Genomic DNA, 26,135 nt, shown 5'->3' with positions numbered 1-26,135 from the left:
GCCCCCAGAACGGGGAGCAAAACATCCTCACCTATATCGGCGGGTCGTTGTCCCCCAATATGCTGACCGCGGCGCGAGTTCGGAAACGCGCCGTCGGCCCCTCCGCGGCCGAGTCGCTTCGTCGAAGGTCGTACCCGCGTGTCTGCTGCCGTCCGCATCTCCACCGTGCTCGCTCTCGTGGCCGCCTCGCTCGTGGCCCCGTTCGGGATCTCTGCGGCGATGGCTGCAGGAACCCCCGACGTGCAGCTCACGAAGACCGTCGACGGGGAGACGCTCTACGGCGACGACGTCGCAGTGGAGCTGCGCGCCACCCAGACGACCGGACCCGCCGCCTACAACCTCAGTTTCAGCGACGTCATCCCGCCGGGCACCTCGATCGCCGCGAGCGACGCCCCCGTCACCTCGACGATCACACTCCCCGACGGCTCGAAGCGCGTCGTGTGGACGAACGTCTCCGACCTGCTCACCGGCGCCGTGTCCACCTTCCACTACACGCTGCGCTACGACCGTGCCGTGCACGACGTCGGCGCGGTGCTCGGCGGCACGGCCGGTGCCTTCGTCAACACCGACGAGCGCGAGATCCCCGACTTCGACCCCGCGACCGGCAACGCCGTCGCCGGCAGCTACAGCGGCTCCAGTTCGGCAGCCGCTCAGACGACACTGGTGCCCTTCCTGCTCGAGAAGGAGGAGCCGAACGCCGAGGCGGAGCTGCTGCGCGGCGTGCACCGCAACAAGACGGTCTACACGCTCACGATCACCAACAACACCGTCAACTCGACGACCGGCTTCAGCGTCGTCGACTACCTGCCCGCCGGCCTCGAGTTCCTCGGCTGCGCGAACGTCGACAACAGCGCCGCGGGCACCGAGGAGTACCCCGGCGCGGGGCGCATCGACGGCACCCCGCTGCCCGCGATGACCGACTGCCTCGCGCCCTCGAGCGTCACGACCGTCACGACCGACCCCGACGGCGCGGGCGACCGGCACTCCGGCGTGTACACGCGCGTCGAGTGGACGGGCCTCGGCACGCTCGCCGCCGGTGCCGAGCTCGAGATCCAGTACGCCGCCGCCATCCCGCTGCAGGCCAACGTGCAGTCCGCCGGGCCCGCCACCGCGAACCTCGACAACAACACCGGCCCGCTCACCGCCGACGAGCAGTCGCTCGTCAACTACGCCGTCGCGAGCGGCACCTACCAGGGCAGGCCGTACGCCGTCGACGACACGGAGGAGGTCGTCGCCGAAGACGTCTCCGTGCACAAGGCCGTCGACGAGGGGACCATCCGGCAGGGGCAGCGCAGCCATTGGACCCTGACGATCGAGTCGAGCGAGTACGCCGGCTCGACCTCCACCATCCGCATCGTCGACACCATCCCGGATGGCCTCGAGTTCGACGCGACCTCGGCGGTGCCCGCCGCCGCGAGCGTCGTCATCGACCCGGCCGAGGGGACGACCGAGGTCACCTGGGAGCTCACGGGCTTCACCGAGGAGCAGCAGCTCACCGAGGTGACCTACGAGACCGTCACACTGCCGGACTACCGCGCCTCCGGGGTGCCGGTCAGCTCGGAGGACCACTGGACCAACATCAACGACCTCTCCACCACCGGAACGGTCATCACGGACCGCTCCGGTACCACGGGCGAACGGGCGCTCGTCGACGAGTCCTCGGCGCGGCAGGAGGCCGAGCCGGTGACCCTCACCAAGGAGGTCGCCCAGCCGGTCGCCGGTGTGCTGCAGTGCGGCGACGGCACCGCGCTCAGCTTCTCCGACGACGTCGCCGGGCCCTTCCACCCCGGCGACCGCGTCTGCTTCCGGCTCACGGTCGACTTCCCCGGTTCGCTCGACACGATCGACAGCGAACTGACCGACTTCCTGCCCGAGGGCTTCGCGTTCGAGAGCGTCGTCCCGACCGCCGCGAACGACGTCGAATTCGACTTCTCGGGCGAAGAGGGCCAGCAGGAGATCAACTGGACCTTCGACGACGCCGACGTCGGACAGCACTTCGAGGTCGTGGTGCAGGCGCGCATCGTCGACCCGGCCGCCGCGCGCGAGGGCGACATCACCGCCAACCTGTTCAAGATGGCGCACAAGAACGCCCTCGGCGAGACCTTCCAGCTGCGCGACCAGGCCGACGTGCTGTGGGAGGAACCGCAGCTCGCGCTCGACAAGGGCATCGTCGCCGTGAACGGCACTCCGCTGCCCGGCGCGCCCGTCGCGTCGGCCACCATCCAGGCCGCCGACGAGGTCACCTACCGCGTCACCGTGACCAACAGCGGCGGTCAGGATGCGATCGGCACCTCGGTGCGTGACGTGCTGCCGGCGCGGTGGTCGTGCGACGACATCGCCGCCGCCGCCGACTTCACCTGCGTCGAGACCGCCGGCCGTGACCACCTGCAGTGGGACGGCCTGACCGTCCCCGCCGACTCGAGCATCACGCTCGAGTACGTCGCGACGGTCCCGGGTGACTCGTCGCCGGGCGACTCCTTCGCCAATACGGCCGGTGTGCGCACCTACCAGGGCGCGACGAACACGGGTACCCCGTTCGACTACTTCCCCGACGACAACATCGACCCGACCCTCGTCGACCGCGAGAACACCGACCGGGCCCGTGACGACGCCACGGTCTCGCTCGAGCAGCCGACCATCGTCAAGGGCGTCACCTCGCCGGCCGAGGCCGGCAACACCGCGAGCCAGGCGACCATCGGCGAGAACGTCACCTACACCGTCACCGCCACGGTGCCCGAGGGGACGACCCTGTACGAGACCGTTGAGGTGCGCGACACGCTCGACAGCCGGCTGCAGATCATCGGCACGCCGACGTACACGATCGGAGGCGGTGCCGCGCAGAACGCGACCGTCAACGGCCAGCAGGTCGTCGCGCCGCTCCCAGTCGGCTATGTGAACGCGCCGGACTCGGGTGACGACCTCGTGGTGCTCACGATCCAGGCCCGCGTGCTCGACGTGCCCGCCGCGGTCCGCGGGGCGAGCGTGCCGAACAACGCGACGTTCGTGTGGTCGAGCGTCGACGGCGCCGACCGCTCGGTGCAGAGCAACCAGGCTCCCGTCACCGTCGTCGAGCCGCTCATCGCCGTCGCGAAGACCAACAATGCTCCGGACGGCCGCGTGGCACCCGGTCAGACGGTTCACTACACCGTGACCGTGTCGAACGGCGCCGCCCCGGCGTCGACGGCCCACGACACCGTCGTCGTCGACCGGGTTCCGATCGACCTGACCCCGCTCGAGGCCACGGACGACCCCGCCGAGGACGGCGACACCGTGGGAGGCGGCGTCTGGAACGCGGGCGCGCGCACCCTCACCTGGACCGTGCCGGCCCTCGTTCCCAGTCAGACCGTGACCCTCGGATACGACGCGCAAGTGCTCAACCCCACCGTCAGCAACGGCACCATCGTCAACGACGTGACCGCCACGACCACCTCCCTCGCCGGCGAGCCGACCGGGGAGCGCACCAACGCGTCGCTGAACGGCAAGACCGGATCCGGCTACGTCTCCACCTCCTCGTCGTCGGTGCGCGCCCCGGAGATCACCCTCGACAAGGCCGTGACCCCGACGACCGCCACCATCGGCGAGCGCGTGCAGTACACCGTCACGGTCACCATCCCGGCCGCCGTGATCGCCTACGACACGACCGTGATCGACGCGCTCCCCGCCGACATCCGCTTCGACGGACTCGACTCGGCGACCTGCACGCAAGGCGGTCAGCCGTGCGCCCCCGCTATCACCCCGACGGTGATCGGCACCCCGGCGGCCGACGCCCGCTCGATCGGCTTCTTCCTCGGTGACCTCGACCCCGCCGGCACGCAGGCGCGCACCGTCACCCTCATGTACGGCGGCGTCGTGACCGGCGGCGGCACCGCGGGCGAGACGCAGACCAACACGGCCCGCGTGTACTTCAACACCGACGACACGATCACCGGCACGCCGACGACCGTCCCGGCGCCCGGCGGCTTCGACACGCCCGCCGACAGCGGCACCGCGACCGTGACGCTCGTCGAGCCGCGGCTCGTGGTCGGTAAGAGCGTCGACGGCCAGGTCGGGGATGCGGATGCGCGCCGCGCGGTTCCCGGTGACACGCTCACCTACCGCGTCGCCGTCACCAACACCGGCACCTCCCCGGCGTACGACGTCGTCGTGACCGACACCCCCGACCGTCGCCTGACGGGCTACCTCGCGACGCTGCCCGCCGGCGTCGTCGCGGTCGACGCCGACCCGAGCGACGGCACCCTGCGGTGGAGCATCGACGGCCCGATCGCCCCCGGCGCGACGGTGGAGATCGCCTACTCCGCCACGGTTCCCGCCGGCCTGGGTGCGGCCGACGAGATCGACGGGCCGGAGATCGTCAACACGGTCGACATCCCCACCTACGCCGGCGTGCCCGACACGGGCGGCAACCCCGACCGGTACCGCATCTACACCGACGTCGTCGACGACACGGTGAACGTCGAGCTCGACCTCGCAACGATCGGCGACCGCGTCTGGTTCGACGCCGACACCGATGGGGAGCAGGAGACCGGCGAGCCCGGCATCGCCGGGGCCACGGTGACCGTCGTCTTCGCGGGCGCCGATGGCGTGCTCGGCAACGGCGACGACGAGACCCACACCACGATGACGGACGCCGAGGGCGACTGGTCGGTGACCCGCCTGCCCGGCGGCACCTACCGCGCCACGGTGACCGGCACGCCCGCCGGCTACGTGCCCAGCTACGACCTCGACGGCACCACGGTGACGCCGAACGGTCAGTGGCAGGGCGCACTCGCACAGAACGGCGCCCGCACCGACGTGGACTTCGGCTACACCGGCACGGGCGCGCTCGGCGACCTCGTCTGGTTCGACCGGAACGACGACGGCGTGCAGCAGCCCGGCGAACCGGGACTGGCCGACCAGCCCATCCGCGTCATCCTGCTCGGCGGGCCCGGCACGGCCGACGACGTCGTCTACACGACGACGACGGACGCGCAGGGCCGCTACACCGTGCCGCGCCTCGCGCCCGGCGCGTACACCGTGGAGCTCACCGACACCCCCGGGGGCTTCGGCTTCGGCAGCGGCGCCTCGGCGACCCTGAACCGCACGCTCGGCGTCGGTCAGACGCTGCTCGACGCGGACTTCCCGCTGCTCGGCGACCTGACGGTCGGCGACCGCGTGTGGCTCGACCGCGACGGCGACGGCGTCGACGAGGCGACCGAGCCCGGCATCGACGGGGCCGGAGTCGAGGTGCGCTGGAGCGGCCTCGACGGCGAGTTCGGCACGGCCGACGACGGCGTCTTCCCGACGACGACGGACGACACGGGCGCGTACGCCGTCGGCAACCTGCCCGCGGGCGAGTACCGCGTGAGCGTCACCGGCTCGCTGCCGGCCGGCGTGCAGAACACCTATGACCGCGACGGCGACCGCGACTCGGTCGTGACCGCCGAGGTCACCGCATCCGACACCACCTTCGACTTCGGCTACTACGGCGACACCGGCCTCGGCGACGTCGTGTGGTGGGACCGCGACCGCGACGGCGTGCAGGAGGCGGGCGAGCCCGGCATCGGCGGCGTGGACGTCCAGGCCCGGTTCTTCGGAGCGGACGGCCTCGAGAACACCGCGGACGACCTCGTGTTCCCTGCGACCACCTCCGCGGATGGCGCGTGGTCGATCGGCGAACTCCCCGAGGGCCGCTACCGGGTGACCGTCACCGGCGCCCCCGCCGGCTTCGTCAACGTCTCCGACCCCGACGGACTCGCCGGCGCCGACGGCGTCAACGTGCTCGACCTCGGCGACGGCGGCAACCTCGCGCAGGACTTCGGGTTTTCGGGCGACTCGTCGATCGGCGACCTCGTCTGGTTCGACCGCGACGGCGACGGCGCTCAGGGAACCGACGAGGCCGGCATCCCCGGCGTGACCGTCACCCTCACCTGGCTCGGCCGCGACGGCGTCGCCGGCGGCGGAGACGACGTCGTGTACACCGCGACGACCGACGAATCCGGCGCCTACCGGTTCGACGGGCTGCCCACCGGCAGCTTCACGGTCGCCGTCGAGTCCGACACGCTGCCCGAGGGGATGGAGCCCGTCTCCGACCGTGACGGCGATGACTCCCCGAACACGACGACCGTCACGATCGCCGCCCCCGCGACGGTGACCGACGCCGACTTCGGCTACCGCGGGACCGGCTCCATCGGCGACAACATCTGGCACGACCGCGACGCGGACGGCACGATCGACGACGGCGAGAACGGCATCCCGGGCGTGCAGGTGCGCGTCACCTGGGCCGGCGCCGACGGCGATCTCGGCACGGCCGACGACGCCGTCTTCACGACGACCACCGACACGGACGGCCGTTACCTCGTCGAGGGGCTGCCCGCGGGCGACTTCACCGTCGCCGTGGACGCCGCCACCGTGCCCGCCGGGATGACCGCGACGTTCGAGGAGGACGGCACGCTCGACGCGCGCACGCCGGTCACCCTCGCCGACGGTGCCGAGCACCGCAGCGCCGACTTCGGCTTCCGCGGTGTCGGCGCCCTCGGCGACCGGATCTGGTTCGACCGCGACGGCGACGGCGTACAGGACGGCGGCGAGCCGGGCGTGCCCGAGCAGCCGGTGACCCTCGTGTGGGCCGGCGTCGACGGTGCGCTCGGAACCGACGACGACGAGTCGTGGACCACACGCACCGACGAGCAGGGCGCCTACGCGTTCCCGAACCTCCCCGCCGGCGCCTACCGCGTGACGGTCGACGGCGGGATCGCGAACGCGGCGACGGCGACCGGCGACCCCGATGGCGGCGCCGACGCGACCGCCGAACTCGCCCTCGCCGCCGGCGCGACCGACCTCGAGCAGGACTTCGGGTTCGTGGGCGACAACACGCTCGGCGACCTGGTGTGGTGGGACCTCGACGGCGACGGCGTGCGCGCCGACGGCGAACCGGGATCGCCGGGCGTCGAGCTCACCGTGACCTGGGCCGGCCCCGACGGAGAGTTCGGCACGGACGACGACATCGCCCAGCCGGCTACGACCGACGCGGACGGTGCCTACCTCGTGCCCGGACTTCCCGACGGTGCGTACCGCGTCGACGTCGCATCCGGTGTGTATCCGGGCCTCGAGCCGACGACCGACCCGGCCGACGTCACCCTCGAAGGCGGCGTCGAACGGCTCGACCTCGACTTCGGGTTCGTCGGCAGCGGCTCCATCGGAGACACGGTCTGGCTCGACCTCGACGGCGACGGCACCCTCGACGAGGGCGAGCCCGGCATCCCCGGCGTGACCGTCACGCTGACCTGGAGCGGACCCGACGGCATCGCCGGGAACGCCGATGACGTGCAGAGCACGACGACGACCGACGCGGACGGCGGCTACCTCTTCCCGAGGCTTCCCGCCGGCGGCTACTCCCTCCAGCTCGACGGTGTGCCCGCCGACCTGACGGCCACCGCCGATCCCGATGGCGGTGAGGCCGACGCATCGAGCCTCGAGCTCGAGGCCGGTGCCGAGGTCGACGACCAGGACTTCGGCTACACCGGCAGCGCGTCGCTCGGCGACCTCGTCTGGCTCGACGTGGACGGCGACGGCGAACGCTCGGGCAACGAGCCGGGCGTCGGAGGCGTGCCGGTGACCGTGGAGCTCGCGGGCGACGACGGCGTGCTGGGCACCGACGACGACATCGTGATCGTGACGGTGACGGATGAGCACGGCGGATACCGCGTGTCGGGTCTCCCCGCCGGGGCTGTGCGGGTCGCTTACGACCGGGACGCGCTCGACGCCGGATACCAGCCGGCCTCGGACCGCGACGGCGGCGACGCCGTGACGACCGAACTGACGCTCGCGTCGGGTGACGCGATCGACGATGTCAACTTCGTGATCGCCGGCACCTCCGCGCTCTCGGGTGTCGTGTTCGACGACGTGAACGGCGACGGCGTGCGCCAGCCCGGCGAGCGCGGAGTGCCCGGCGTCACGCTGACCGTGGTGTGGAGCGGCCCGGACGGACCGGTCGCCATCAAGGTCACGACGGATGCGGACGGCGCCTGGTCGCTCGAGCGCCTCCCGAGCGGCACGTGGACGGTCACGATCGACCCGAACACGGTGCCCGACGGCTACCGCGTGAGCACCGTCGGCATCGTCACGGTCGACCTGCCGGTCGGCCAGGAGCGCTCGGTGATCATGGGCGTCACGTCGTTCGCGCTCGCCGCGACCGGCACGACGCCGGAGCTGAGCGTCGCGCTCGCGCTGCTCACCCTGCTCGGGGGAGCGGTGCTGATGATGCGAGCGCGCCGCACGCGTCGCGCCTGACGCGAGGCGCGAAGAACGGAGGGCCGGTCACCGTGCGGTGACCGGCCCTCCGTCGTGCCGTCGACAGACTCAGGGACCGGTCCGGTCCCTTCGACAGGCTCAGGGACCGTGCGCTGAGCCTGTCGAAGCGCCTGCGCTGAGCCTGTTACTCGGTCAGCTCGACCGTGAGGGAGTCGAGGTTGACGTAGTTGCCGCCGCCGATGGGGGCGATCACCTCGATCGAGTTGTGGCCCTCGTCGAGCGTGAGCGGCACCGTCACCTGCTGCCAGTTCCCCCATCCGTTCGTGCCCGGCAGGGTCACGACGGGCAGCAGCTCGCCGTTCACCCGCAGGTGGCGGGTGGCGTCGCCCGCTCCCGCGGCGTAGCGCAGCGTGACGTCGCGCTCGCCGGATGCCGCCACATTGACGTGGAACGTGACCTTGCTGCCGTCCGCGATCCATCCCGCGAGGTAGCCGCGGCCGGTGAAGCCGGGGTTCGACGACTCGGTGTTCACGCGGTCGCGGGCCGAGTTCTCCGGCTCGTACACCCCGGTGCCCTCGGCGATCCCGGCGTCGCCGTCGGGCTCGGCCTGGTTGGTGATCGCCGCGACGCCGCCGGCGGCGAGGCTCTGGATGGCACCCTGCTCGGGCTCCGGAGCGGGCGAAGCCCAGTCGATCGAGCCGATGCCCTGCGAGTTGACGGAGTGCGCGGCCGCCGACGCGTTGAGCGTGAGCACCGCTTCGTACTGCTCCTGGCCGCCGTCGTCGATGAGGTCGCGCATGACGCGGGTCAGTACCGCCTTGAACCCCCCGGTGTCGTTGTCGCCCTCGTTGAGGAACACACCCGAGTTGGTGAGATTGTCGACGGCCCAGTCGACGGCGAGCACCGCACGGTCGAGGTAGCGCTCCTCGCCCGTCGCCCGGTAGAGGGCGAGCGCGGCGCCGGCGAAGTTGCCCTGGTTGTACGTGAACTCCCATCCGGTGAGCTCGCCGGCTCCCGCGAAGTGGTCGCTCACCTTGCCGTCCTCACGCACGAAGCTCGAGTCGAGCCAGGCGAAGAGCCGCTGCGCGGTCTCGAGATACTTCTTCTTGCCGGTCTCCTCGTACAGGCGCACGGCCGTCTCGATCGCGGCGCCGTTGGTGGCGACGTTCTTCTGGTTGAGCGACCCGTTGCCGATGTCGACGTTCTTCCACCAGATGCCGCCGCCGTAGGTGGAGTCCTCGTACTTGGCGATGAAGTCGAACGCCTTGCGCGCGAACTTCAGGTACTCCTTGTCACCGGTGAGGTCGTAGGCGCGGATGGCGCCCTGCGCCCACCAGCCGATGTCGTCGTTCCAGTCGTTCTCGTTCCACTTGGGGTAGGCGGCCTGGAACCCGTCGAAGACCTGGTCGATCATCGCCCGGCTCTGCGCGTCGCCGGCCCGCTCGTAGCGGTCCATCACGGTGTGCCAGAGCTGCGCCTCCCACCAGTAGTCGGTGTAGAGCCCGCCCTCCGGTCCGTGCGCGTGCTCCGGGTGGACGACCCGGTCGCTGTAGGTGTAGAAGTACTGCTTCTGCGGATCCCAGTACACGTCGACGAACGACTCGAACGCGTCGGTCGCCTGGTCGGTGGTGAGGGCCGTGGCTGGAACACTCACGCCGACCGCTGTCGCGGTGGCGAGGGCGAGTGAGGCGGCCAGGAGCATCCGTCGTTTCATCGTGTCTCTCCGTCGAGTCGATTTCGTGCCGGTCGGCAATATGTATATTGAACCCCTACTATTGCGAAAAGCAAGAGTATGAATATGCTCATATCCACCGCGGCACCGACGCCGGGGTGGAACGAACGATCGACACAGTGATGTGGACGAGAAGGAGCGACGTGGCTCGGATCGACGAGGAACTCGTGCGCGGCATCGCCGACGCGGTGCGGAAACGGGTGGGGGAGCGGATCGGCACGACCTTCGAGTCGTGCTTCCGCAACACGCTCAGCACCACGATGCGGGAGCTGCCCGACGGCACGCTCTTCCTGCTCACCGGCGACATCCCGGCGATGTGGTTGCGCGACTCGACCGCGCAGCTGACGCCCTACCTGCACTTCGCCGATCGCGATCCGCTGCTCGCCGACACCATCTCGCGCGTGTCGCGCCGGCAGCTCGACTACGTGCTGCTCGACCCCTACGCCAACGCGTTCAACGCGGGTCCCGACGCGGCCGGCCACCAGTCGGATGCGACCGAGCAGTCGCCGTGGGTCTGGGAGCGCAAGTACGAGGTCGACTCCCTCTGCTACCCCGTGCAGCTCGCCCACGACCTCTGGCGCATCACCGGTCGCACCGACCACCTCGACCGTTTCGCCGAGGCGGCGCGCGCGATCATCGCCCTCTGGCGGGTGGAGCAGCGGCACGAGACCGACTCCGACTACCGGTTCCAGCGCTTCGACGCCCCGCAGAGCGACACGCTCGTGCGTGACGGCCTTGGTCCGCTCACCGAACCGACCGGGCTCACCTGGAGCGGCTTCCGCCCGAGCGACGATGCCACCGAGCACGGCTACAACATCCCGGGCAACGCCTTCGCCGCCGTCGAACTCGCGCACATCGCCGAGCTCGCCCGCGAGGTGCTCGACGACGCGGCGCTCGCCGACGACGCCGAGGCCCTCCGCGCCGAGATCGCCGCGGCGATCGCCGAGCACGGCGTCGTCGCCGGCCCGGACGGCGACCCGATCTACGCCTACGAGGTCGACGGACGCGGAGCGACGCTCGTCATGGACGACGCGAACGTGCCGTCGCTGCTGTCGCTTCCGATGCTCGGCTGGTGCGCATCCGACGACCCCCTCTACCTCGCGACCCGCCGCGCGATCCTCGGCCCGCACAACCCGCACTGGGCGCGGGGCGAGCACGCGTACGGCATCGGCAGTCCGCACACCCCGCCCGGTCACGTGTGGCCGATTGCGCTCGCCGTGGAGGGCCTCACCGCCACGGAGGAGAGCGAGCGGATGCGCATCATCGAGACCCTCGTCGCGACCGACGCCGGCACGGGGCTCATGCACGAGTCGTTCCACCCGGACGACCCGACCGTGTACACCCGCCCGTGGTTCTCGTGGGCGAACGCCATGTTCTGCGAACTCGTGCTCGACGCGTGCGGACTCCGCACCCACCGCCGCGCACCGATCGGATCGGAGGTGACCGGATGACCGCACTCGTGACCCCCGAGGCGCAGGCGACCGTCGCGGCGGAGACCGTGCGCGGACGCGCGCCGAAGCGCGTCCGACGACCGCGGGGCATCGACCCCACGCGGCGGCAGCAGGCCGTGAACGCGTGGATCTTCCTGCTCGTGCCCGTCGCGCTCTTCGTGCTCTTCACCCTGCTGCCCATCGGAATCGCCGGGGTGGTCAGCTTCACCGACTACGCCGTCGTCGGCGAGGCCGAATGGGTGGGCGGCGAGAACTACAACCGCATCGTGAGCGACCCGTTCTTCTGGATCGCCCTGCGCAACACGGCCTGGTACACGCTCCTCTACGTGCCGCTCGGCCTGCTCGTCGCCCTCGGCACGGCCCTGCTGCTCAACCGCAGCGCGAAGACGGTGAAGCTCTTCCGCACCCTCTTCTACATCCCCGTCGTCTCGTCCACGGTCGCCACCGCGACCATCTGGTACTGGCTGCTCAACCCGCAGTACGGCCTGCTCAACGTCGTGCTCGGGTGGTTCGGCATCAACGGACCGGCGTGGCTCTACGACTCGCAGTGGGCGATGATCGCGATCGTCATCATGAGCGTGTGGGCCGGGTTCGGCGCCAACATGATGATCTTCCTCGGCGGTCTGCAGGGCGTGCCCTCCGACCTCTACGAGGCCGCCCGGCTCGACGGAGCGAACGGCTGGCAGGTGTTCCGGTTCGTGACGATGCCGTCGCTGTCGCGCACGACGTTCCTCGTCTCCACGCTGCTCATCATCGGCGCGTTCCAGGTCTTCGACCAGGCCTACGTGCTCACCAAGGGCGGGCCCGGCAACTCGACGATCACGATGGTCTACTACATCTACAACCGGGGCTTCGCCTCGCTCGAGATGGGGTACGCCTCCGCGCTCTCGTTCGTGCTGTTCGCGATCATCATCGTCTTCTCGCTCGCCAATGCCCGCATCACGAACCGGGGAGGCCGCGCATGACCGCCATCGCCACCAAAACCCAGCCCCGCGCATCCGCGACCGTGTCACCGGCCCGCAAGCGCGCCCGCCAGCGCCGCGGTGCGCTGCGGTTCATCTGGTACATCGCCGTCATCCTCGTGAGCCTCGTCACGGTGACGCCGCTCATCTGGACGATCGCCACATCCCTCAAGCCGGCGGGCGAGGTGCTAAGCGGCGCACTCGACCTGCTGCCGAGCACCCCGACCCTCGAGAACTACGTCACCGCCCTCACGACGGTGCCGTTCGGGCGGTACTTCTTCAACTCGATGGTGCTGAGCGTCGGCGGTGCGCTCACCAACCTGTTCTTCGGCTCGCTCGGCGGTTACGCGCTCGCCCGGTTGCGGTTCCGCGGTCGCAACGCGGTGTTCGCCGTGTTCGTGTCGTCGCTCATGATCCCCGGCATCGTCACGATGATCCCGTCGTTCCTCGTGTTGCGGCACTTCCCCTTCGTGGGCGGCAACGACGTGCTCGGCCAGGGCGGCATCGGCTTCATCAACACCTACTGGGCGGTCATCATCCCCGGCGCCGCCGGCGCGTTCGCGGTGTTCTTCATGAAGCAGTTCTTCGAGTCGCTGCCCGCCGAGCTCGGCGAGGCGGCCCGCATCGACGGGGCGAGCGAGTTCCGCATCTTCGCCCAGGTGTACCTGCCGCTCGCGAAGGCGGGGCTCGCGGTTCTCGCCATCCTGAGCTTCCAGGCCGGCTGGAACAACTTCGTCTGGCCGCTCATCGTGCTCAACGACCAGTCGATGATGACCGTGCAGGTGGGCCTCGCCGCGTTCGTCAACAACTACGAGACGAGCTACGGACCGCTCATGGCGGGAACCATCGTCGCGAGCCTGCCCGTGCTGCTGCTGTTCGTCTTCGCCCAGCGCTACATCATCGAGGGCATCGCCCACGTCGGATCCAAGTGACCGCGCCCCCGCATCCCCGTTCCCTTCTCCACCCCCTACCCACCGTTCACAGCAAGGAGAGATCGATGAAGACCATCCGACGCACCCTCACCACGATCGCGGGCATCGCCGCGATCGGCGTGGGGCTCACCGCCTGCGCCTCCGGCGACGGCGGCGCATCCGCCGACGGCCGCGAGGAGGTGGTGATGTGGGGATCCTGGTCGGGCGACCAGGTCGCACAGCTCAACGAGCAGGCCGGCGCGTTCAACGACTCGCAGGACGAATACCGCGTCAAGTACGTCGCCCAGGAGCTCGTCGAAGAGAAGCTGCTCACCGCCATCGCCGGCGGCCAGGTGCCCGACGTCGTGCTGTGGGATCGCTACAACACCTCGCTCTACGCGCCCAAGGGCGCCCTGCAGCCGATCGACGAGCTCGTGGAAGAGGACAGCGTCGACCTCGACGCCTTCTACCAGGAGGCGCTCGGCGAGCTCGAGGTCGACGGCGAGCTGTACGGCCTGCCGCTGCTGGTCGACAACCGCTCGCTGTACTACAACAAGCAGATCCTCGCCGAGGCGGGCGTGACGCCCCCCACCACGTGGGATGAGCTGCTCACCGCCGCGGAGGCGCTCACGGTGCGCGAGGGCGGCAAGCTGCAGCGCGCCGGCTTCATGCTCGACGACCCGGGCCTGTTCAACATGTACCTGTGGCAGGCCGGCGGCGACCTGCTCAACGACGACGAGACGAAGGTCGAGTTCAACAGCGAGCAGGGCCTCCAGGTGCTCGACTTCTGGCAGCGTCTGCTCGACGCCGGCGTGTACGAGCAGGGCTTCGGCGACGGCATCGACGCGTTCGCCGAGGGTCGCACCGCGATGCGCCTCGACGGTCCGTGGCAGCTGTCGACCTACGACAAGGTCGAAGGACTCGAGTACGGCGTCGTGCAGCCCCCCGCCGGACCGAACGGCGACAAGGGCGCGGGCATGGGCGGCTTCGGTCTCGTCATCCCGCAGGGTGCCAAGAACGCCGAAGGCGCGTGGGAGTTCATGAAGTGGTGGGCCACCCAGCCCGAGAACGGCGTGAACTTCGCCAAGATCGCCGGCTGGATCCCCGCCAACATCGAGGCGGCGAACGATCCGTACTTCACCGAGGACGAGCACCTCGCCGGCTTCATCCAGACGCTCGAATACGCCCGGGTGCGCCCGAGCGTGAGCGGCTACTCCGACGTCGAGGGCAAGGCCCTCATCCCCGCCCTCGAGAAGTACCTCTCGGGTGAGATCGACGCGCAGACCGCGCTCGACGACGCCGAACAGCAGGGCAACCGCATCCTCGAGGAGAACAGGTAGGCATGACCCTCACCGCCACATCCACGCTCTGGTCGGAGCGCGCCGATCTCTCGCAGCGCAGCATCGACACGCTGTTCGGGGCGCCCGCCCCGCAGCTGCTGCACAACCGGCATCCGTTCGACGACGGTGACGACGAGGTGTTCAACTACTGGTGGCTCGCCCACCTGATGGACGCCCGACTCGACGCCGCCGAGCGCGACCCCGCCGGGGGATGGATCGACCGCGCGATCGAAGCGCACGACAACATCGTCGAGCGCAACGACGGCTCGCTGTTCAACGACTACTTCGACGACATGCTGTGGTTCGCGCTCGCGACGCTGCGGCTGCACGACGCCACCGGCGACGGCCGGTGGCTCGGCGAAGCGGTGGCGATCTTCGATCACGTGATCGAGTTCGGCTGGAACAACGAGCTCGGCGAGAGCCTGGCGTGGCGCAAGCAGCAGCTGTACTACAAGAACACGCCCGCGAACGGACCGCTCGTCATCCTCGGCGCCCGCTTGCACCGGGTGACGGGCGAGGAGCGGTACCTCGACTACGCACGCCGCTCGTTCGACTGGATCACCCGCACCCTCGTCGACCCCGACACGGGCTTCGTCGAGGACGGCGTGAACCGCGAGCAGGACGGCGAGGTCGACCGGCACTGGCGCTTCACCTACAACCAGGGCCTGTACATCGGGGCCGCGGTCGAGCTGCATCGGGAGGGGGTGGGCGGCGACCTCATCGCGGTCGCCGCCCGCACCGCCCGCACCGCGATCCGCGAGCTCGGCGACGGCACGGTGTTCACCCGCGAGGGCGACGGCGGCGACGAGGGCCTGTTCAAGGGAGTGTTCTACCGCTATCTGGGTGTGCTGCTGCCGTTCCTCGACGGCGCCGAGCGGGCGGAGCTCGAGTCGTTCGTCGAGTCCAGCACGGATGCGCTGTGGCGCAACGCGGAGCGCGACGGCGTGCTGCGTCCGGGCAACGACTGGTCGCAGGTGGAGTCGGGCAAGATCGCCTACTCGACGATGCTCAGCGCCGTGATGGCGACAGAGCTGCGCGCGACCCTCGAGGCGCAGCGCTCCGCCTGACCCGCCGTGGGTGGGCCGAAGCGGCCCCGGTCCCTGAGCGGCCCCGGTCCCTGAGCGGCTTCGGTCCCTGAGCCTGTCGAAGGGCCCGACCCCGTACGACCTCATCCGCCGAGCGTGCCCGTTCGCGACACATCCGGCCCGATTCGGGGCTGAAAACGTCGCCAACGGGCACGTTCGGCGTTGCCGCGTCGACACCCGGCCGGCGCGCGCGAGCCCGCTCAGCCCTCCGCGTCGACCGCGCGCCGCAGGCGCCGGGTGCGCAGCGCCGCCTGCAGGGCGAAGGCGGCCGCGGCCACGACGGTCACCGCGAAGGTGAGCGCGGCGCCCGCCCACGCCCCGATCACGTCGCTGAACCCGCGGAGGTCGAGTCCGCGACCGCCGGCGAAGGCGGGATCGTACGGCGGCGGGTTGAGCGCGTGCGCGATCCACGGCCCAACGATCGCGAGCAGGATGGCGGCGACGACCCCGCCCGCGAAGTGCAGCATCCGCGCCCGCGGGAGTGCGCCGCGCTTCCCGACGATCACGGCGGCCCCGGCGACGACGATGGGCGCGACCATCACGAGGGCCCAGAACCAGATCTGCGTCGCGGTGTCGTAGTCCATCGCCCGACGTTATTCGTGCGGATGCCCGGCGCGCGTCCTCCCGCGGAGCGACAATCGCGACCGCGGACCCCGTCACCACCACTCCGCGATCCACCCTCAGACTCGGCTCGCATCGCCGACCGTGCCCGTTGCGGACCGATTTCCGTCGATTCCGGCCCTTCCGCGTCCGGAACGGGCACGCTCGGCGGTCTTCCCCGTCGAACGTGCCTCGATCCGACGTTTCGGGGGGCGGAGAGGTGTCGAAACGTCGGATGAAGGCACGCTCGGCGGCCCTTCGACGTGCTCAGGGACGAGGGCTCGGGGGACGGCGGCGCAGCCGGGGTCAGCCGCGCGGGCGCCGTCAGGCGCGGGGGGCGGCGGCGGAGGCGCCGCGCACGAGCGTGGTCGACAGCACGTCCTTGCGGATCGCGCCGCGGTCGGCGATCTGCACCCGCACCTGGCGCAGGGCGTGCGCGCCCATGCCGTACTGGTCCTGGGCGACGTGGGTGAAGCGGAAGAGCCCGCGATCGAACACGGCATCCGGATGGTCGAAGCACACGATCGACACGTCGCCGGGCACGTCGCGGCCGAGCCGGCGGCACGCCTCGCGCAGCATCACGGCGATGTTGTACTCCGCGGCGACGTAGGCGGTCGTGTCGGGGTCGGAGGCGACGAACTCCTTCAACCGCTCGATGTCCTCCTCCGGCGGCACGTCGCGACCGGGCACGGTGGACTCGACGGCGCGGTACTCCGCCCCATGCGGCAGCGGGATGTGAGCGGCCGCGTGGGCGTGCACCCACCCGTTGCGGCGGTCGTCGGTCGTGGTCAGGTGGATGTCGGAGGCGACGAAGCCCACCCGGCGATGACCGAGCTCGAAGAGGTGTTCGGTCGCGAGCTTGGCGCCGCCGAAGTTGTCGGAGTGCACCGCCGAGAGCGGCACGCCCTCGTACCGGCGGTCGAGCACGACGACCGGGAACTGCTGGGTGACGAGCTCGAGCACGGCGGGCGGGATGAACTCAGTGGAGCTCGGCAGCACGATGAGCCCGTGCACGCCGGCCTGCACCAGCGTGCGCACATGCTCGTTCTCGATCTCGGCGCTGCCGCGCGAGCGCTTGAGCACGAGGTTCGCATCGGATGCGGCGTCGTCGAGCAACCCCTCGAGCACCCGGGAGCCGAACGTCTCGTCGAAGTTCGTGATGACGCAGCCGATGAGCAGCTGCCCCGTCTCCGGGGTCTCGGTCGCGGTCACCGGGTCGGTGCTCACCACGACGGTCCCGAGCCGGGGGCGCCGGATGACGTAGCCCTCCGTGCGCAGAAGGTCGAGCGCGCGACGCAGGGTGATGCTGCTCACCGCGAAGCGGGACGTGAGTTCCGCCTCGGAGGGGAGCCGCTCGCCCACCGGGTGCACGCCGTCGCGGATCTCCTGCCGCAACGTCTCGTGCACATGCTTGTACAGCATCCGCTCCCTCTCGCTCGTCGGATTCGAGCCGAATGAATATACACATTAGTTGGCCCGAGACCGGATGCTCGTAGCATCGCGAACATGGACGGAAGCTGAGTCGAGGCGGCTCAGGTTTCGCTGAGTCGACTTGACGCAAGCTGAGCCCCGTAGCAAACTTGCTACCGACAGACTCAACTTCGTTAGGAGCGAATACCACATGGCTCGAGCAGTAGGCATCGACCTCGGAACCACCAACTCCGTGGTCGCGGTACTCGAGGGCGGCGAACCCACCGTCATCGCGAACGCCGAAGGCTTCCGCACGACCCCGTCGGTCGTCGCCTTCACCAAGGACGGCGAGGTGCTCGTCGGAGAGACCGCGAAGCGCCAGGCCGTCACCAACGTCGACCGCACCATCGCGTCGGTCAAGCGCCACATGGGCACCGGTTGGAAGCAGGAGATCGACGGCAAGCAGTACACGCCGCAGGAGATCTCGGCCCGCATCCTCGGCAAGCTCAAGCGCGACGCCGAGCAGTACCTCGGCGAGCCGGTGACGGATGCCGTCATCACCGTTCCCGCATACTTCAACGACGCCGAGCGTCAGGCCACGAAGGACGCCGGTGAGATCGCCGGCCTCAACGTGCTGCGCATCATCAACGAGCCGACCGCCGCTGCGCTCGCCTACGGGCTCGACCGCGGCAAGGAGGACGAGCTCATCCTCGTCTTCGACCTCGGTGGCGGAACCTTCGACGTCTCCCTGCTCGAGGTGGGCAAGGACGACGACTTCTCGACCATCCAGGTGCGGGCGACCGCCGGTGACAACCGCCTCGGTGGTGACGACTGGGACCAGCGCGTCGTCGACCACCTCATCAAGCGCTTCAAGGACTCGACCGGCGTCGACGTCTCGAACGACAAGATCGCGAAGCAGCGCCTCAAGGAGGCCGCCGAGCAGGCGAAGAAGGAGCTCAGCTCCTCGACCTCGACGAGCATCCAGCTGCCGTACCTCTCGCTCACCGAGAACGGCCCGGCGAACCTCGACGAGACCCTCAGCCGCGCGCAGTTCGAGCAGATGACCTCCGACCTGCTCGAGCGCACCCGCAAGCCGTTCGACGACGTCATCCGCGAGGCCGGCATCTCGGTGAACGACATCGCGCACGTCGTGCTCGTCGGCGGCTCGACCCGCATGCCCGCCGTGACCGAGCTCGTGAAGAAGCTCACCGGCGGCAAGGACCCGAACAAGGGCGTCAACCCGGATGAGGTCGTCGCCGTCGGCGCGGCCCTCCAGGCCGGCGTGCTGAAGGGTGAGCGCAAGGACGTGCTGCTCATCGACGTGACCCCCCTGAGCCTCGGCATCGAGACCAAGGGCGGCATCATGACGAAGCTCATCGAGCGCAACACCGCGATCCCCACGAAGCGCAGCGAGACCTTCACGACCGCCGACGACAACCAGCCGTCGGTCGCGATCCAGGTGTTCCAGGGCGAGCGCGAGTTCACCCGCGACAACAAGAACCTCGGCACGTTCGAGCTCACCGGCATCGCGCCGGCACCGCGCGGCATCCCGCAGATCGAGGTCACCTTCGACATCGACGCGAACGGCATCGTGCACGTCTCGGCGAAGGACAAGGGCACCGGCAAGGAGCAGTCGATGACGATCACCGGCGGCTCGTCGCTGCCGAAGGACGACATCGAGCGCATGGTGCGCGAGGCCGAGGAGCACGCAGCAGAGGACAAGGCGCGTCGCGAGGCCGCCGAGGTGCGCAACAACGCCGAGCAGCTCGTCTACTCGATCGAGAAGCTCATCAAGGAGAACGACGAGAAGCTCCCCGCCGACGTGAAGAGCGACGTGCAGGGCGACGTGGACGCGCTGAAGACGGCCCTCTCGGGTGACGACGACGCGGCCGTGAAGACCGCGTTCGACAAGCTCAACGAGAGCCAGACCAAGCTCGGGCAGGCGCTCTACTCGCAGGACGCGGGTGCCCCGGCCGGCGGCGGCGAACAGCCGAACGCCGAGCAGCCGACCGCGTCGAACGACGACGAGGACATCGTCGACGCCGAGGTCGTCGACGACGAGACCGACAAGAAGTAACGAGATGGTGGACATGAACCCCGAAGAGAACGAGGAACCGGTCGTGCGCGACAAGCGCCGCATCGATCCCGAGACCGGAGAGGTTCGCCCGGAGGCGGCGGCGTCGGACGCCGCCGCCCCCGGCCAGCCCTCCGCCGAGCAGGCGTCGGAAGACGGCGACACGGCCGACGTGCAGTCGGCCGACGACCTGATCCAGGCCGAGGGTCCGGATGTCGAGCTGTCGACCGAGGATCAGCAGATCCTCGACGACGCCCAGCGCGACCTCGTGGCCGAGATGCGCAACGACATGCTGCGCGCGCAGGCGGAGCTCGTGAACTTCCGCACCCGGGTCGAGCGCGACCGCGCCGCGAATCGCGAAGCGGTCATCGCCGAGGTCATCCGCTCGCTGCTGCCGGCGGTCGACGACCTCGCCCGCGCCGAGCAGCACGGCGATCTGCCCGAGGGCAGCGCCCTCGCGCTGATCGCGCAGAAGCTGCGCGCCGGGTTCGAGAAGTACGGCCTGCGTCAGGTGGGGGTGAAGGGCGAGGAGTTCGACCCGCACTTCCACGAGGCGCTCGCCCAGTTGCCGAGTGCGGATGTCGAGAAGCCGATCGTGGCCGACGTGATCGAGATCGGTTACGCCCTCGGCGACCGCCTCATCCGTGCGGCCAAGGTCGCGGTCTCGGTCCCCGCCTAGCGCGGGCATCGGCAGTACTGGGAGGAGGTGCCGTTCATGGCGAGCCAGGACTGGTTCGACAAGGACTTCTACGCCGTGCTCGGCGTCTCGAAGGACGTCTCCGACGCGGAGTTGAAGAAGACGTACCGCAAGCTCGCGCGGCAGTATCACCCGGATTCGAATCCGGGTGATGCCGCCGCCGAGGCGCGGTTCAAGAACATCAGCGAGGCGTACTCCGTGCTCTCCGACAAGGAGCTGCGGCAGGAGTACGACCAGATCCGTGCGATGGGATCCGGCGCGCGTTTCACCGCCGGAGGTCAGGGCGCGGGCGGGTTCGACGACGTGTTCGGCGGCATGTTCGGTCAGCCGCGCGGCGGAACCCGCTACCAGCAGAGCGACTTCGACGACCTGCTCGGCGGGATGTTCGGCAACGGCGGCTTCGGACGCACGAGCGGCGGCTTCCGCGGCTTCGGCGGACCGACGAAGGGCCGCGACGTCGCCGCGACGACGACCGTCGACTTCCTCACCGCGATCCGCGGCGACACGGTCACGCTGCAGGTCGGCGCGAAGCCGCTCCGTGTGCGGATCCCGGCCGGGGTGAGCGACGGGCAGAAGATTCGCCTCAAGGGCAAGGGCGAACCGAGCCCGGACGGCGGCGAGGCCGGCGACCTCGTGCTCACCGTCACCGTGCGACCGCACCCGGTGTTCGAGCGCGACGGGCTCAACCTGCGCGTCGACGTGCCGGTGACCTTCGTCGAGGCGACCCTCGGCGCGACGATCGAGGTGCCGACCCTCGAGGGCGACGTCGTGCGCCTGCGCGTCACCCCGGGCACTCCGAGCGGCCGGGTGCTGCGCGTCAAGGGCCGCGGCATCACGACCGCGAAGGGCACGGGCGACCTGCTCGCGACCGTCCAGGTCGCGGTACCCAACCACCTGACGGGCGACGCGCGACGGCTGCTCGAGGAGTTCGCCGCCGCGATGCCCGACGAGAACCCGCGCACCGACCTGCTCGACACCGCGCGGAGCGCGGCGCACTAGCGGAGCTGCGGCGCGCGAGAACGACGGATGCGGAAGGAGAGCCGGATGGACGAGTCGAGCCCGATCTTCGCGATCGCCGTCGCCGCCGAGCTCGCCGGCATGCACCCGCAGACGCTGCGGCAGTACGACCGGCTGGGGCTCGTGAGCCCCACCCGCACGGCCGGCAAGTCGCGGCGCTACTCGATGCGCGATGTCGTGCAGTTGCGGGAGATCGCCAAGCTCAGCGCCGAGGGACTGAACCTCGAGGGCATCCGGCGCATCCTGCAGCTCGAGAACGAGGCCGCCGAACTCCGCTCCCGCGTGCGCGAACTCGAGTCGGCGCTCGCCGACGAGCTGCTCAGCCGCTCCGGCCGCCGCGTGTTCGCCGCGGGCGAGTCCGGCGACGTCGTGACGTTGCGCGCCGGCACGCGCGTGAAGCGCAGCAACGCCGTCGTGGTGTGGCGCCCGCTCGAACGCGGCTGAGCGCTACCAGAGGATGGCGATCGCGGCGTTGAAGAGGATGAGCACGCCGATGAGCCAGAAGACCCACGCCGGCAGCGGTGTGCCCTTCTTGCGGCGACTCGTGCTCGCTCCGATGAGCGCGCCCACGACGATCAGCACCACGAGCTTGGTGCCGATCTTCACATAGTTCAGCTCGCCGTCGATGCCCCACGGCGCCGCGAGAACGAGACCCGCGGCGCCGGCGATGAGCACGCCGAAGTCCATGAGCCGGGTCGCCTGATAGCGCCGAGCGGCCGCTTCGACGACCCACCCGCCGAACATGACGGCGAAGCCGACCAGGTGGACGAGCAGGACCACACCGCGCAGAGTCTCGAGAGCATCCATGCACGGCACAGTATTGGACGACATCGGCCCACCGTCATGCGAAATGCAATATATTGGGGTGCCGCGCCCGCACTGCGGCGCGCATCCCGAGCAGTGAAGGAGACCATCGTGCAGACGACCGAGGCGGGTACCCGGCAGTTCGACGTCGTGATCGTGGGAGGGGGCCCCGCCGGTCTGAGTGCCGCTCTGATGCTCGGCAGGGCGCGACGATCGGTTCTCGTCATCGACGCCGGGCAGCCGCGCAACCGCGCCGCCGCACACATGCACGGACTCTTGAGCCGCGACGGGATGTCCCCGCTCGAGCTCCTCGAACGCGGCCGCCTCGAGGCGAGCCGGTACGGGGTGCAGTTCGCCGAGGGAGTCGTGACCGGGATCGACCGCATCGACGGCGGATTCCGGGTGCACGGCCCCGAGTCGATCTCCGCCCGTCGCGTGGTCGTCGCCACGGGCCTCGTCGACGTACTGCCCGACGTGCCCGGTGTGCAGCAGTTGTGGGGCACCGCCGCGGTGGTCTGCCCGTATTGCGACGGATGGGAGGTGCGCGACCAGCCGCTCGGCGTGATCGCCACCTCGCCGATGAGCAGGAACCAGGCCCACCTGCTGCGCCAGTGGACCTCCGAGCTCACGGTGTTCGGCGCGGCCGAGGCCGGGATCCCGGAGGTCGAACTCGCCGGTCTCCGTGCCCGGGGGATCCGGCTCGCCCCGGCCGCGCTCGAGGTGAGCGGCTCGCTCGGCGAGCTCGAGGTGCGCACGGGGGACGGAACGCACCGGGTGTCCCGTGTGTTCGTAGGTGCGCGGCCCCGTCCCTCGGATGCCCTGCTGACCTCGCTCGGCTGCGCGACCCTCGACACCCCCGCAGGTCCCTTCGTGAGCACCGATCCGAGCGGTCAGACGAGTGTCGACGGAGTGTGGGCGATCGGCAATGTCGCCGACATGAAGGCGCTCGTTCCGATCTCGCTCGGCGCCGGCACCCACGCGGCGACGCAGATCAACATCTCGTTGCTCGAGGAGGAGATCGCCAAGGTCGTCGTGTGACTAAGGCGCGGGGGCCGGACGCATCCACGCGGATCGCTGCACCGCTGCCTCGGATTTGCCGCGCGGGCACGTCGTGTGTGCAATATATCGCGTGCCTATTCCCCGCGATGTGCCCGCCGTCGATCGAACGCTCCTGCGCGACGACGTGTACCGGCGCCTGCGCGACGCCATCGTGGACTGCACCTTCGCCCCCGGTGAGCAGCTGAAGGACATGGAGCTGGCGGAGTGGTTGGGCGTCAGTCGCACGCCCGTGCGGGAGGCGCTGCTGCGGTTGGCCGGGAGCGGGCTCGTCGTGGCGCAACCCGGGCGCTCCACCACCGTGAGTGCCATCGACGAGAAGGCCCTCCGTGACGCCCGGGACGTCGTCGCGGCGATGCACCACCTCGCCGTCTTCCAGACCGCCGGCACGCTCGACGAGGCGCAGCTGGACCGCATGCGCGAGGCGAACCGCCGCTTCGCCGACGCGGTCGAGGCGGGCGACGTCGCGGCCGCCCTCGAAGCGGACGAGCGACTGCACTCGGTCCCCGTGGCCGCGCTCGGCAATCGCGCCGTCGACACGGTCCTCGATCAGTTCGGACCGGTCGTGCGTCGGGCGGAACGCCTGCGATTCGGCCACGACGGTCGGGCATCCATCGAACTGCACGACCGGCTCATCGCGCTGTGCGCGGCAGGCGACAAGGACGGGGCGGCCGCCGTCGCGTTCGACACCTGGCACAGCCTCCCGGTCGGCCACCCCGGCGCCTGACCGGCCCTCGACCCGAACGGAACGGAACGGAACGACATGAGCATCCTCTGGTACGGCGTCCTCATCCTGATCACCGGCGCGGAGCGCATCGTCGAACTCGTGATCTCGAAGCGGAACGCGGCGTGGGCGTTCGAGCGTGGCGGGGTGGAGTCCGGTCGTGGGCACTTCCCGGCGATGGTCGCCCTGCACACCGCGCTCCTCATCGGGGCGTTCCTCGAGGCGTGGCTTCTGGACCGTCCGTTCATCCCCGCGCTGGGGTGGGCGATGCTCGCTCTCGCGCTGCTCTGCCAAGCGGGCCGCTACTGGGTGATCTGGGCACTCGGCAGCCAGTGGAACACGCGCATCATCGTCGTGCCGGGGATGGGACTCGTCGAACGTCGCGGGCCCTACCGATTCGCCTGGCTGCGGCACCCCAACTACGTGATCGTCGCCGTGGAGGGCATCGCGTTGCCCCTCGTGCACACCTCGTGGATCACCGCGGTCGTGTTCACCGTGCTGAACGCGATCCTGCTGCTGAAGTTCCGGATCCCGGCCGAGGAACGCGCGCTCCGCGCCGCGTGAGCGCGGACGAGGGAGTACCGGTCTCGCCGTAAGGTTGTGGTGTGTCCAAGGTCTTGAGCAGTCTGCCGATCGGTGAGCGAGTCGGAATCGCCTTCTCGGGAGGTCTCGACACCTCCTGCGCGGTGGCGTGGATGCGCGAGAAGGGCGCCGTGCCCTGCACCTACACCGCCGACATCGGGCAGTACGACGAGCCCGACATCGATGCGGTGCCCGCGCGTGCGAAGGAGTACGGCGCCGAGATCGCGCGTCTCGTCGACGCGAAGACCGCGCTCGTCGAGGAGGGCCTCGTCGCCCTGCAGTGCGGCGCGTTCCACATCCGCTCGGGCGGCAAGACGTACTTCAACACGACGCCCCTCGGCCGCGCGGTGACCGGCACGCTGCTCGTGCGCGCGATGAAGGAGGACGGCGTCGACATCTGGGGCGACGGCTCCACCTACAAGGGCAACGACATCGAGCGGTTCTACCGCTACGGCCTCATGGCCAACCCGCGCCTGCGCATCTACAAGCCCTGGCTCGACGCGTCGTTCGTCGGCGAGCTCGGCGGCCGCACCGAGATGAGCGAGTGGCTCGTCGCCCGCGGCTTCCCCTACCGCGATGCGACCGAGAAGGCGTACAGCACCGACGCGAACATCTGGGGAGCCACCCACGAGGCCAAGCGGCTCGAGGAGCTCGACGCGAGCCTCGACATCGTCGAGCCGATCATGGGTGTCGCCGCCTGGCGCGACGACGTCGAGATCGCGACCGAGGAGGTGTCGGTGCGCTTCGAAGACGGGCGGCCCGTCGCCATCAACGGCGTCGAGTTCGACGACCCGGTCGCCCTCGTGCTCGAGGCGAACGCGATCGGCGGACGCCACGGGCTCGGCGTCTCCGACCAGATCGAGAACCGCATCATCGAGGCGAAGAGCCGCGGCATCTACGAGGCTCCCGGCATGGCGCTGCTGCACATCACCTACGAGCGCCTGCTGAACGCGATCCACAACGAGGACACGATCGCGAACTACCACTCCGAGGGCCGCCGACTCGGACGCCTCATGTACGAGGGACGCTGGCTCGACCCGCAGTCGCTCATGCTGCGCGAGTCCATCCAGCGCTGGGTCGGCTCCGCCGTGACGGGCGAGGTCACCTTGCGACTGCGTCGCGGCGACGACTACACGATCCTCGACACGACCGGGCCGGCCCTCAGCTACCACCCCGAGAAGCTGTCGATGGAGCGCGTGGGCGACTCCGCGTTCGGTCCCGACGACCGCATCGGGCAGCTCACCATGCGCAACCTCGACATCGCCGACTCGCGTGCACGCCTCGAGCGCTACGCGGCGGCCGGCCTCATCGGCGGCACGACGGCGGAACTCGTCGGCCAGCTCGAGGCGGGCGCCGCCGACGACATCCTCGACCGCACCGAGCACGCGGACGCGCTCGAGCGGGCGACCGACGCCGCGTCGGAACGCGCCGCGTTCGACGCCGGAACCGACTGACCGGAGC

At 70.1% G+C, this 26,135-nt stretch carries 18 protein-coding genes; 14 read left to right on the top strand and 4 right to left on the bottom strand.

All coding sequences use genetic code 11. The annotated features are described in order from the left end of the window. Window positions 1-138: 138 nt before the first annotated feature. Window positions 139-8,268: an SdrD B-like domain-containing protein gene (locus CLV46_RS16040; RefSeq protein ID WP_100365700.1), complete on the top strand. Its 8,130-nt coding sequence runs from the start codon at window positions 139-141 to the stop codon at window positions 8,266-8,268. 145 nt (window positions 8,269-8,413) lie between these two features. Here CLV46_RS16040 and CLV46_RS16035 read toward each other — a convergent pair whose 3' ends face one another. Next, window positions 8,414-9,943 (bottom strand): glycoside hydrolase family 76 protein, encoded by a 1,530-nt coding sequence (locus tag CLV46_RS16035; RefSeq protein ID WP_100365699.1) that lies wholly within the window; start codon window positions 9,941-9,943, stop codon window positions 8,414-8,416. Between the two features lie 161 nt (window positions 9,944-10,104). On the opposite strand from CLV46_RS16035, the gene CLV46_RS16030 reads away from it, so the two are divergent. The 5 genes from CLV46_RS16030 to CLV46_RS16010 all read left to right on the top strand — a co-directional run bounded on the left by CLV46_RS16030 (window position 10,105) and on the right by CLV46_RS16010 (window position 15,692). Beyond that, window positions 10,105-11,412 carry a glycoside hydrolase family 125 protein gene (locus CLV46_RS16030; protein ID WP_245866961.1) on the top strand — a complete coding sequence of 436 codons (1,308 nt, stop codon included), beginning with the start codon at window positions 10,105-10,107 and terminating at the stop codon, window positions 11,410-11,412. Then, entirely contained in the window at window positions 11,409-12,377 is a 969-nt protein-coding gene (locus CLV46_RS16025) for a carbohydrate ABC transporter permease (protein ID WP_100365697.1), read from the top strand. The genes CLV46_RS16030 and CLV46_RS16025 overlap by 4 nt, the downstream gene beginning before the upstream one ends. Next, a complete protein-coding gene (locus tag CLV46_RS16020) occupies window positions 12,374-13,306 on the top strand; it encodes a carbohydrate ABC transporter permease (RefSeq protein ID WP_100365696.1) in 933 nt (310 codons plus the stop codon). The genes CLV46_RS16025 and CLV46_RS16020 overlap by 4 nt, the downstream gene beginning before the upstream one ends. A 65-nt stretch (window positions 13,307-13,371) precedes the next feature. Further along, window positions 13,372-14,625, top strand: a complete 1,254-nt coding sequence (locus CLV46_RS16015; RefSeq protein WP_100365695.1) for an ABC transporter substrate-binding protein — start codon at window positions 13,372-13,374, stop codon at window positions 14,623-14,625. A gap of 2 nt (window positions 14,626-14,627) precedes the next feature. Then, window positions 14,628-15,692, top strand: a complete 1,065-nt coding sequence (locus CLV46_RS16010) for a glycoside hydrolase family 76 protein (protein WP_100365694.1) — start codon at window positions 14,628-14,630, stop codon at window positions 15,690-15,692. 218 nt (window positions 15,693-15,910) lie between these two features. Here the strand turns inward: CLV46_RS16010 and CLV46_RS16005 are convergent, their stop codons facing one another. Together CLV46_RS16005 and CLV46_RS16000 are read right to left on the bottom strand one after the other, a co-directional pair. Further along, the gene (locus CLV46_RS16005) at window positions 15,911-16,294 is read right to left on the bottom strand and encodes a hypothetical protein (protein WP_100365693.1); all 384 of its coding nucleotides are present in this window, start codon (window positions 16,292-16,294) and stop codon (window positions 15,911-15,913) included. Between the two features lie 340 nt (window positions 16,295-16,634). Further along, window positions 16,635-17,732 (bottom strand): GntR family transcriptional regulator, encoded by a 1,098-nt coding sequence (locus CLV46_RS16000; RefSeq protein ID WP_100365692.1) that lies wholly within the window; start codon window positions 17,730-17,732, stop codon window positions 16,635-16,637. 199 nt (window positions 17,733-17,931) lie between these two features. Here CLV46_RS16000 and dnaK point away from each other — a divergent pair, with 199 nt between their 5' ends. The 4 genes from dnaK to CLV46_RS15980 are packed head-to-tail and all read left to right on the top strand — an operon-like array spanning window position 17,932 to window position 21,952. Then, window positions 17,932-19,797 (top strand): molecular chaperone DnaK, encoded by a 1,866-nt coding sequence (gene dnaK / locus CLV46_RS15995; RefSeq protein ID WP_100365691.1) that lies wholly within the window; start codon window positions 17,932-17,934, stop codon window positions 19,795-19,797. 4 nt (window positions 19,798-19,801) lie between these two features. Further along, complete coding sequence (locus tag CLV46_RS15990; protein WP_245866957.1) at window positions 19,802-20,473, top strand: nucleotide exchange factor GrpE; 672 nt, start codon at window positions 19,802-19,804, stop codon at window positions 20,471-20,473. Window positions 20,474-20,509: 36 nt separating this feature from the next. Continuing rightward, window positions 20,510-21,490 (top strand): DnaJ C-terminal domain-containing protein, encoded by a 981-nt coding sequence (locus CLV46_RS15985; RefSeq protein ID WP_100365690.1) that lies wholly within the window; start codon window positions 20,510-20,512, stop codon window positions 21,488-21,490. A 45-nt stretch (window positions 21,491-21,535) separates the two neighbouring features. Further along, on the top strand, window positions 21,536-21,952 hold the full coding sequence (locus CLV46_RS15980) for a heat shock protein transcriptional repressor HspR (protein ID WP_100365689.1): 417 nt from the start codon (window positions 21,536-21,538) through the stop codon (window positions 21,950-21,952). Between the two features lie 3 nt (window positions 21,953-21,955). Here CLV46_RS15980 and CLV46_RS15975 read toward each other — a convergent pair whose 3' ends face one another. Continuing rightward, window positions 21,956-22,315 carry a Fe-S protein gene (locus CLV46_RS15975; RefSeq protein WP_100365688.1) on the bottom strand — a complete coding sequence of 120 codons (360 nt, stop codon included), beginning with the start codon at window positions 22,313-22,315 and terminating at the stop codon, window positions 21,956-21,958. A 108-nt stretch (window positions 22,316-22,423) separates the two neighbouring features. On the opposite strand from CLV46_RS15975, the gene CLV46_RS15970 reads away from it, so the two are divergent. The 4 genes from CLV46_RS15970 to argG all read left to right on the top strand — a co-directional run bounded on the left by CLV46_RS15970 (window position 22,424) and on the right by argG (window position 26,128). Then, window positions 22,424-23,350 (top strand): NAD(P)/FAD-dependent oxidoreductase, encoded by a 927-nt coding sequence (locus tag CLV46_RS15970; protein WP_157802365.1) that lies wholly within the window; start codon window positions 22,424-22,426, stop codon window positions 23,348-23,350. 91 nt (window positions 23,351-23,441) lie between these two features. Continuing rightward, entirely contained in the window at window positions 23,442-24,095 is a 654-nt protein-coding gene (locus CLV46_RS15965; RefSeq protein WP_100365686.1) for a GntR family transcriptional regulator, read from the top strand. Window positions 24,096-24,131: 36 nt separating this feature from the next. After that, window positions 24,132-24,656 (top strand): isoprenylcysteine carboxyl methyltransferase family protein, encoded by a 525-nt coding sequence (locus CLV46_RS15960; protein ID WP_100365685.1) that lies wholly within the window; start codon window positions 24,132-24,134, stop codon window positions 24,654-24,656. Window positions 24,657-24,697: 41 nt separating this feature from the next. Beyond that, window positions 24,698-26,128 carry an argininosuccinate synthase gene (gene argG / locus CLV46_RS15955; protein WP_100365684.1) on the top strand — a complete coding sequence of 477 codons (1,431 nt, stop codon included), beginning with the start codon at window positions 24,698-24,700 and terminating at the stop codon, window positions 26,126-26,128. Window positions 26,129-26,135 lie beyond the last annotated feature (7 nt).

Source organism: Diaminobutyricimonas aerilata (assembly GCF_002797715.1).
GTDB lineage: Bacteria > Actinomycetota > Actinomycetes > Actinomycetales > Microbacteriaceae > Diaminobutyricimonas > Diaminobutyricimonas aerilata.
Note: the sequence above shows the minus strand (reverse complement) of the source record. Positions and strands in the feature narration are given on the sequence as shown.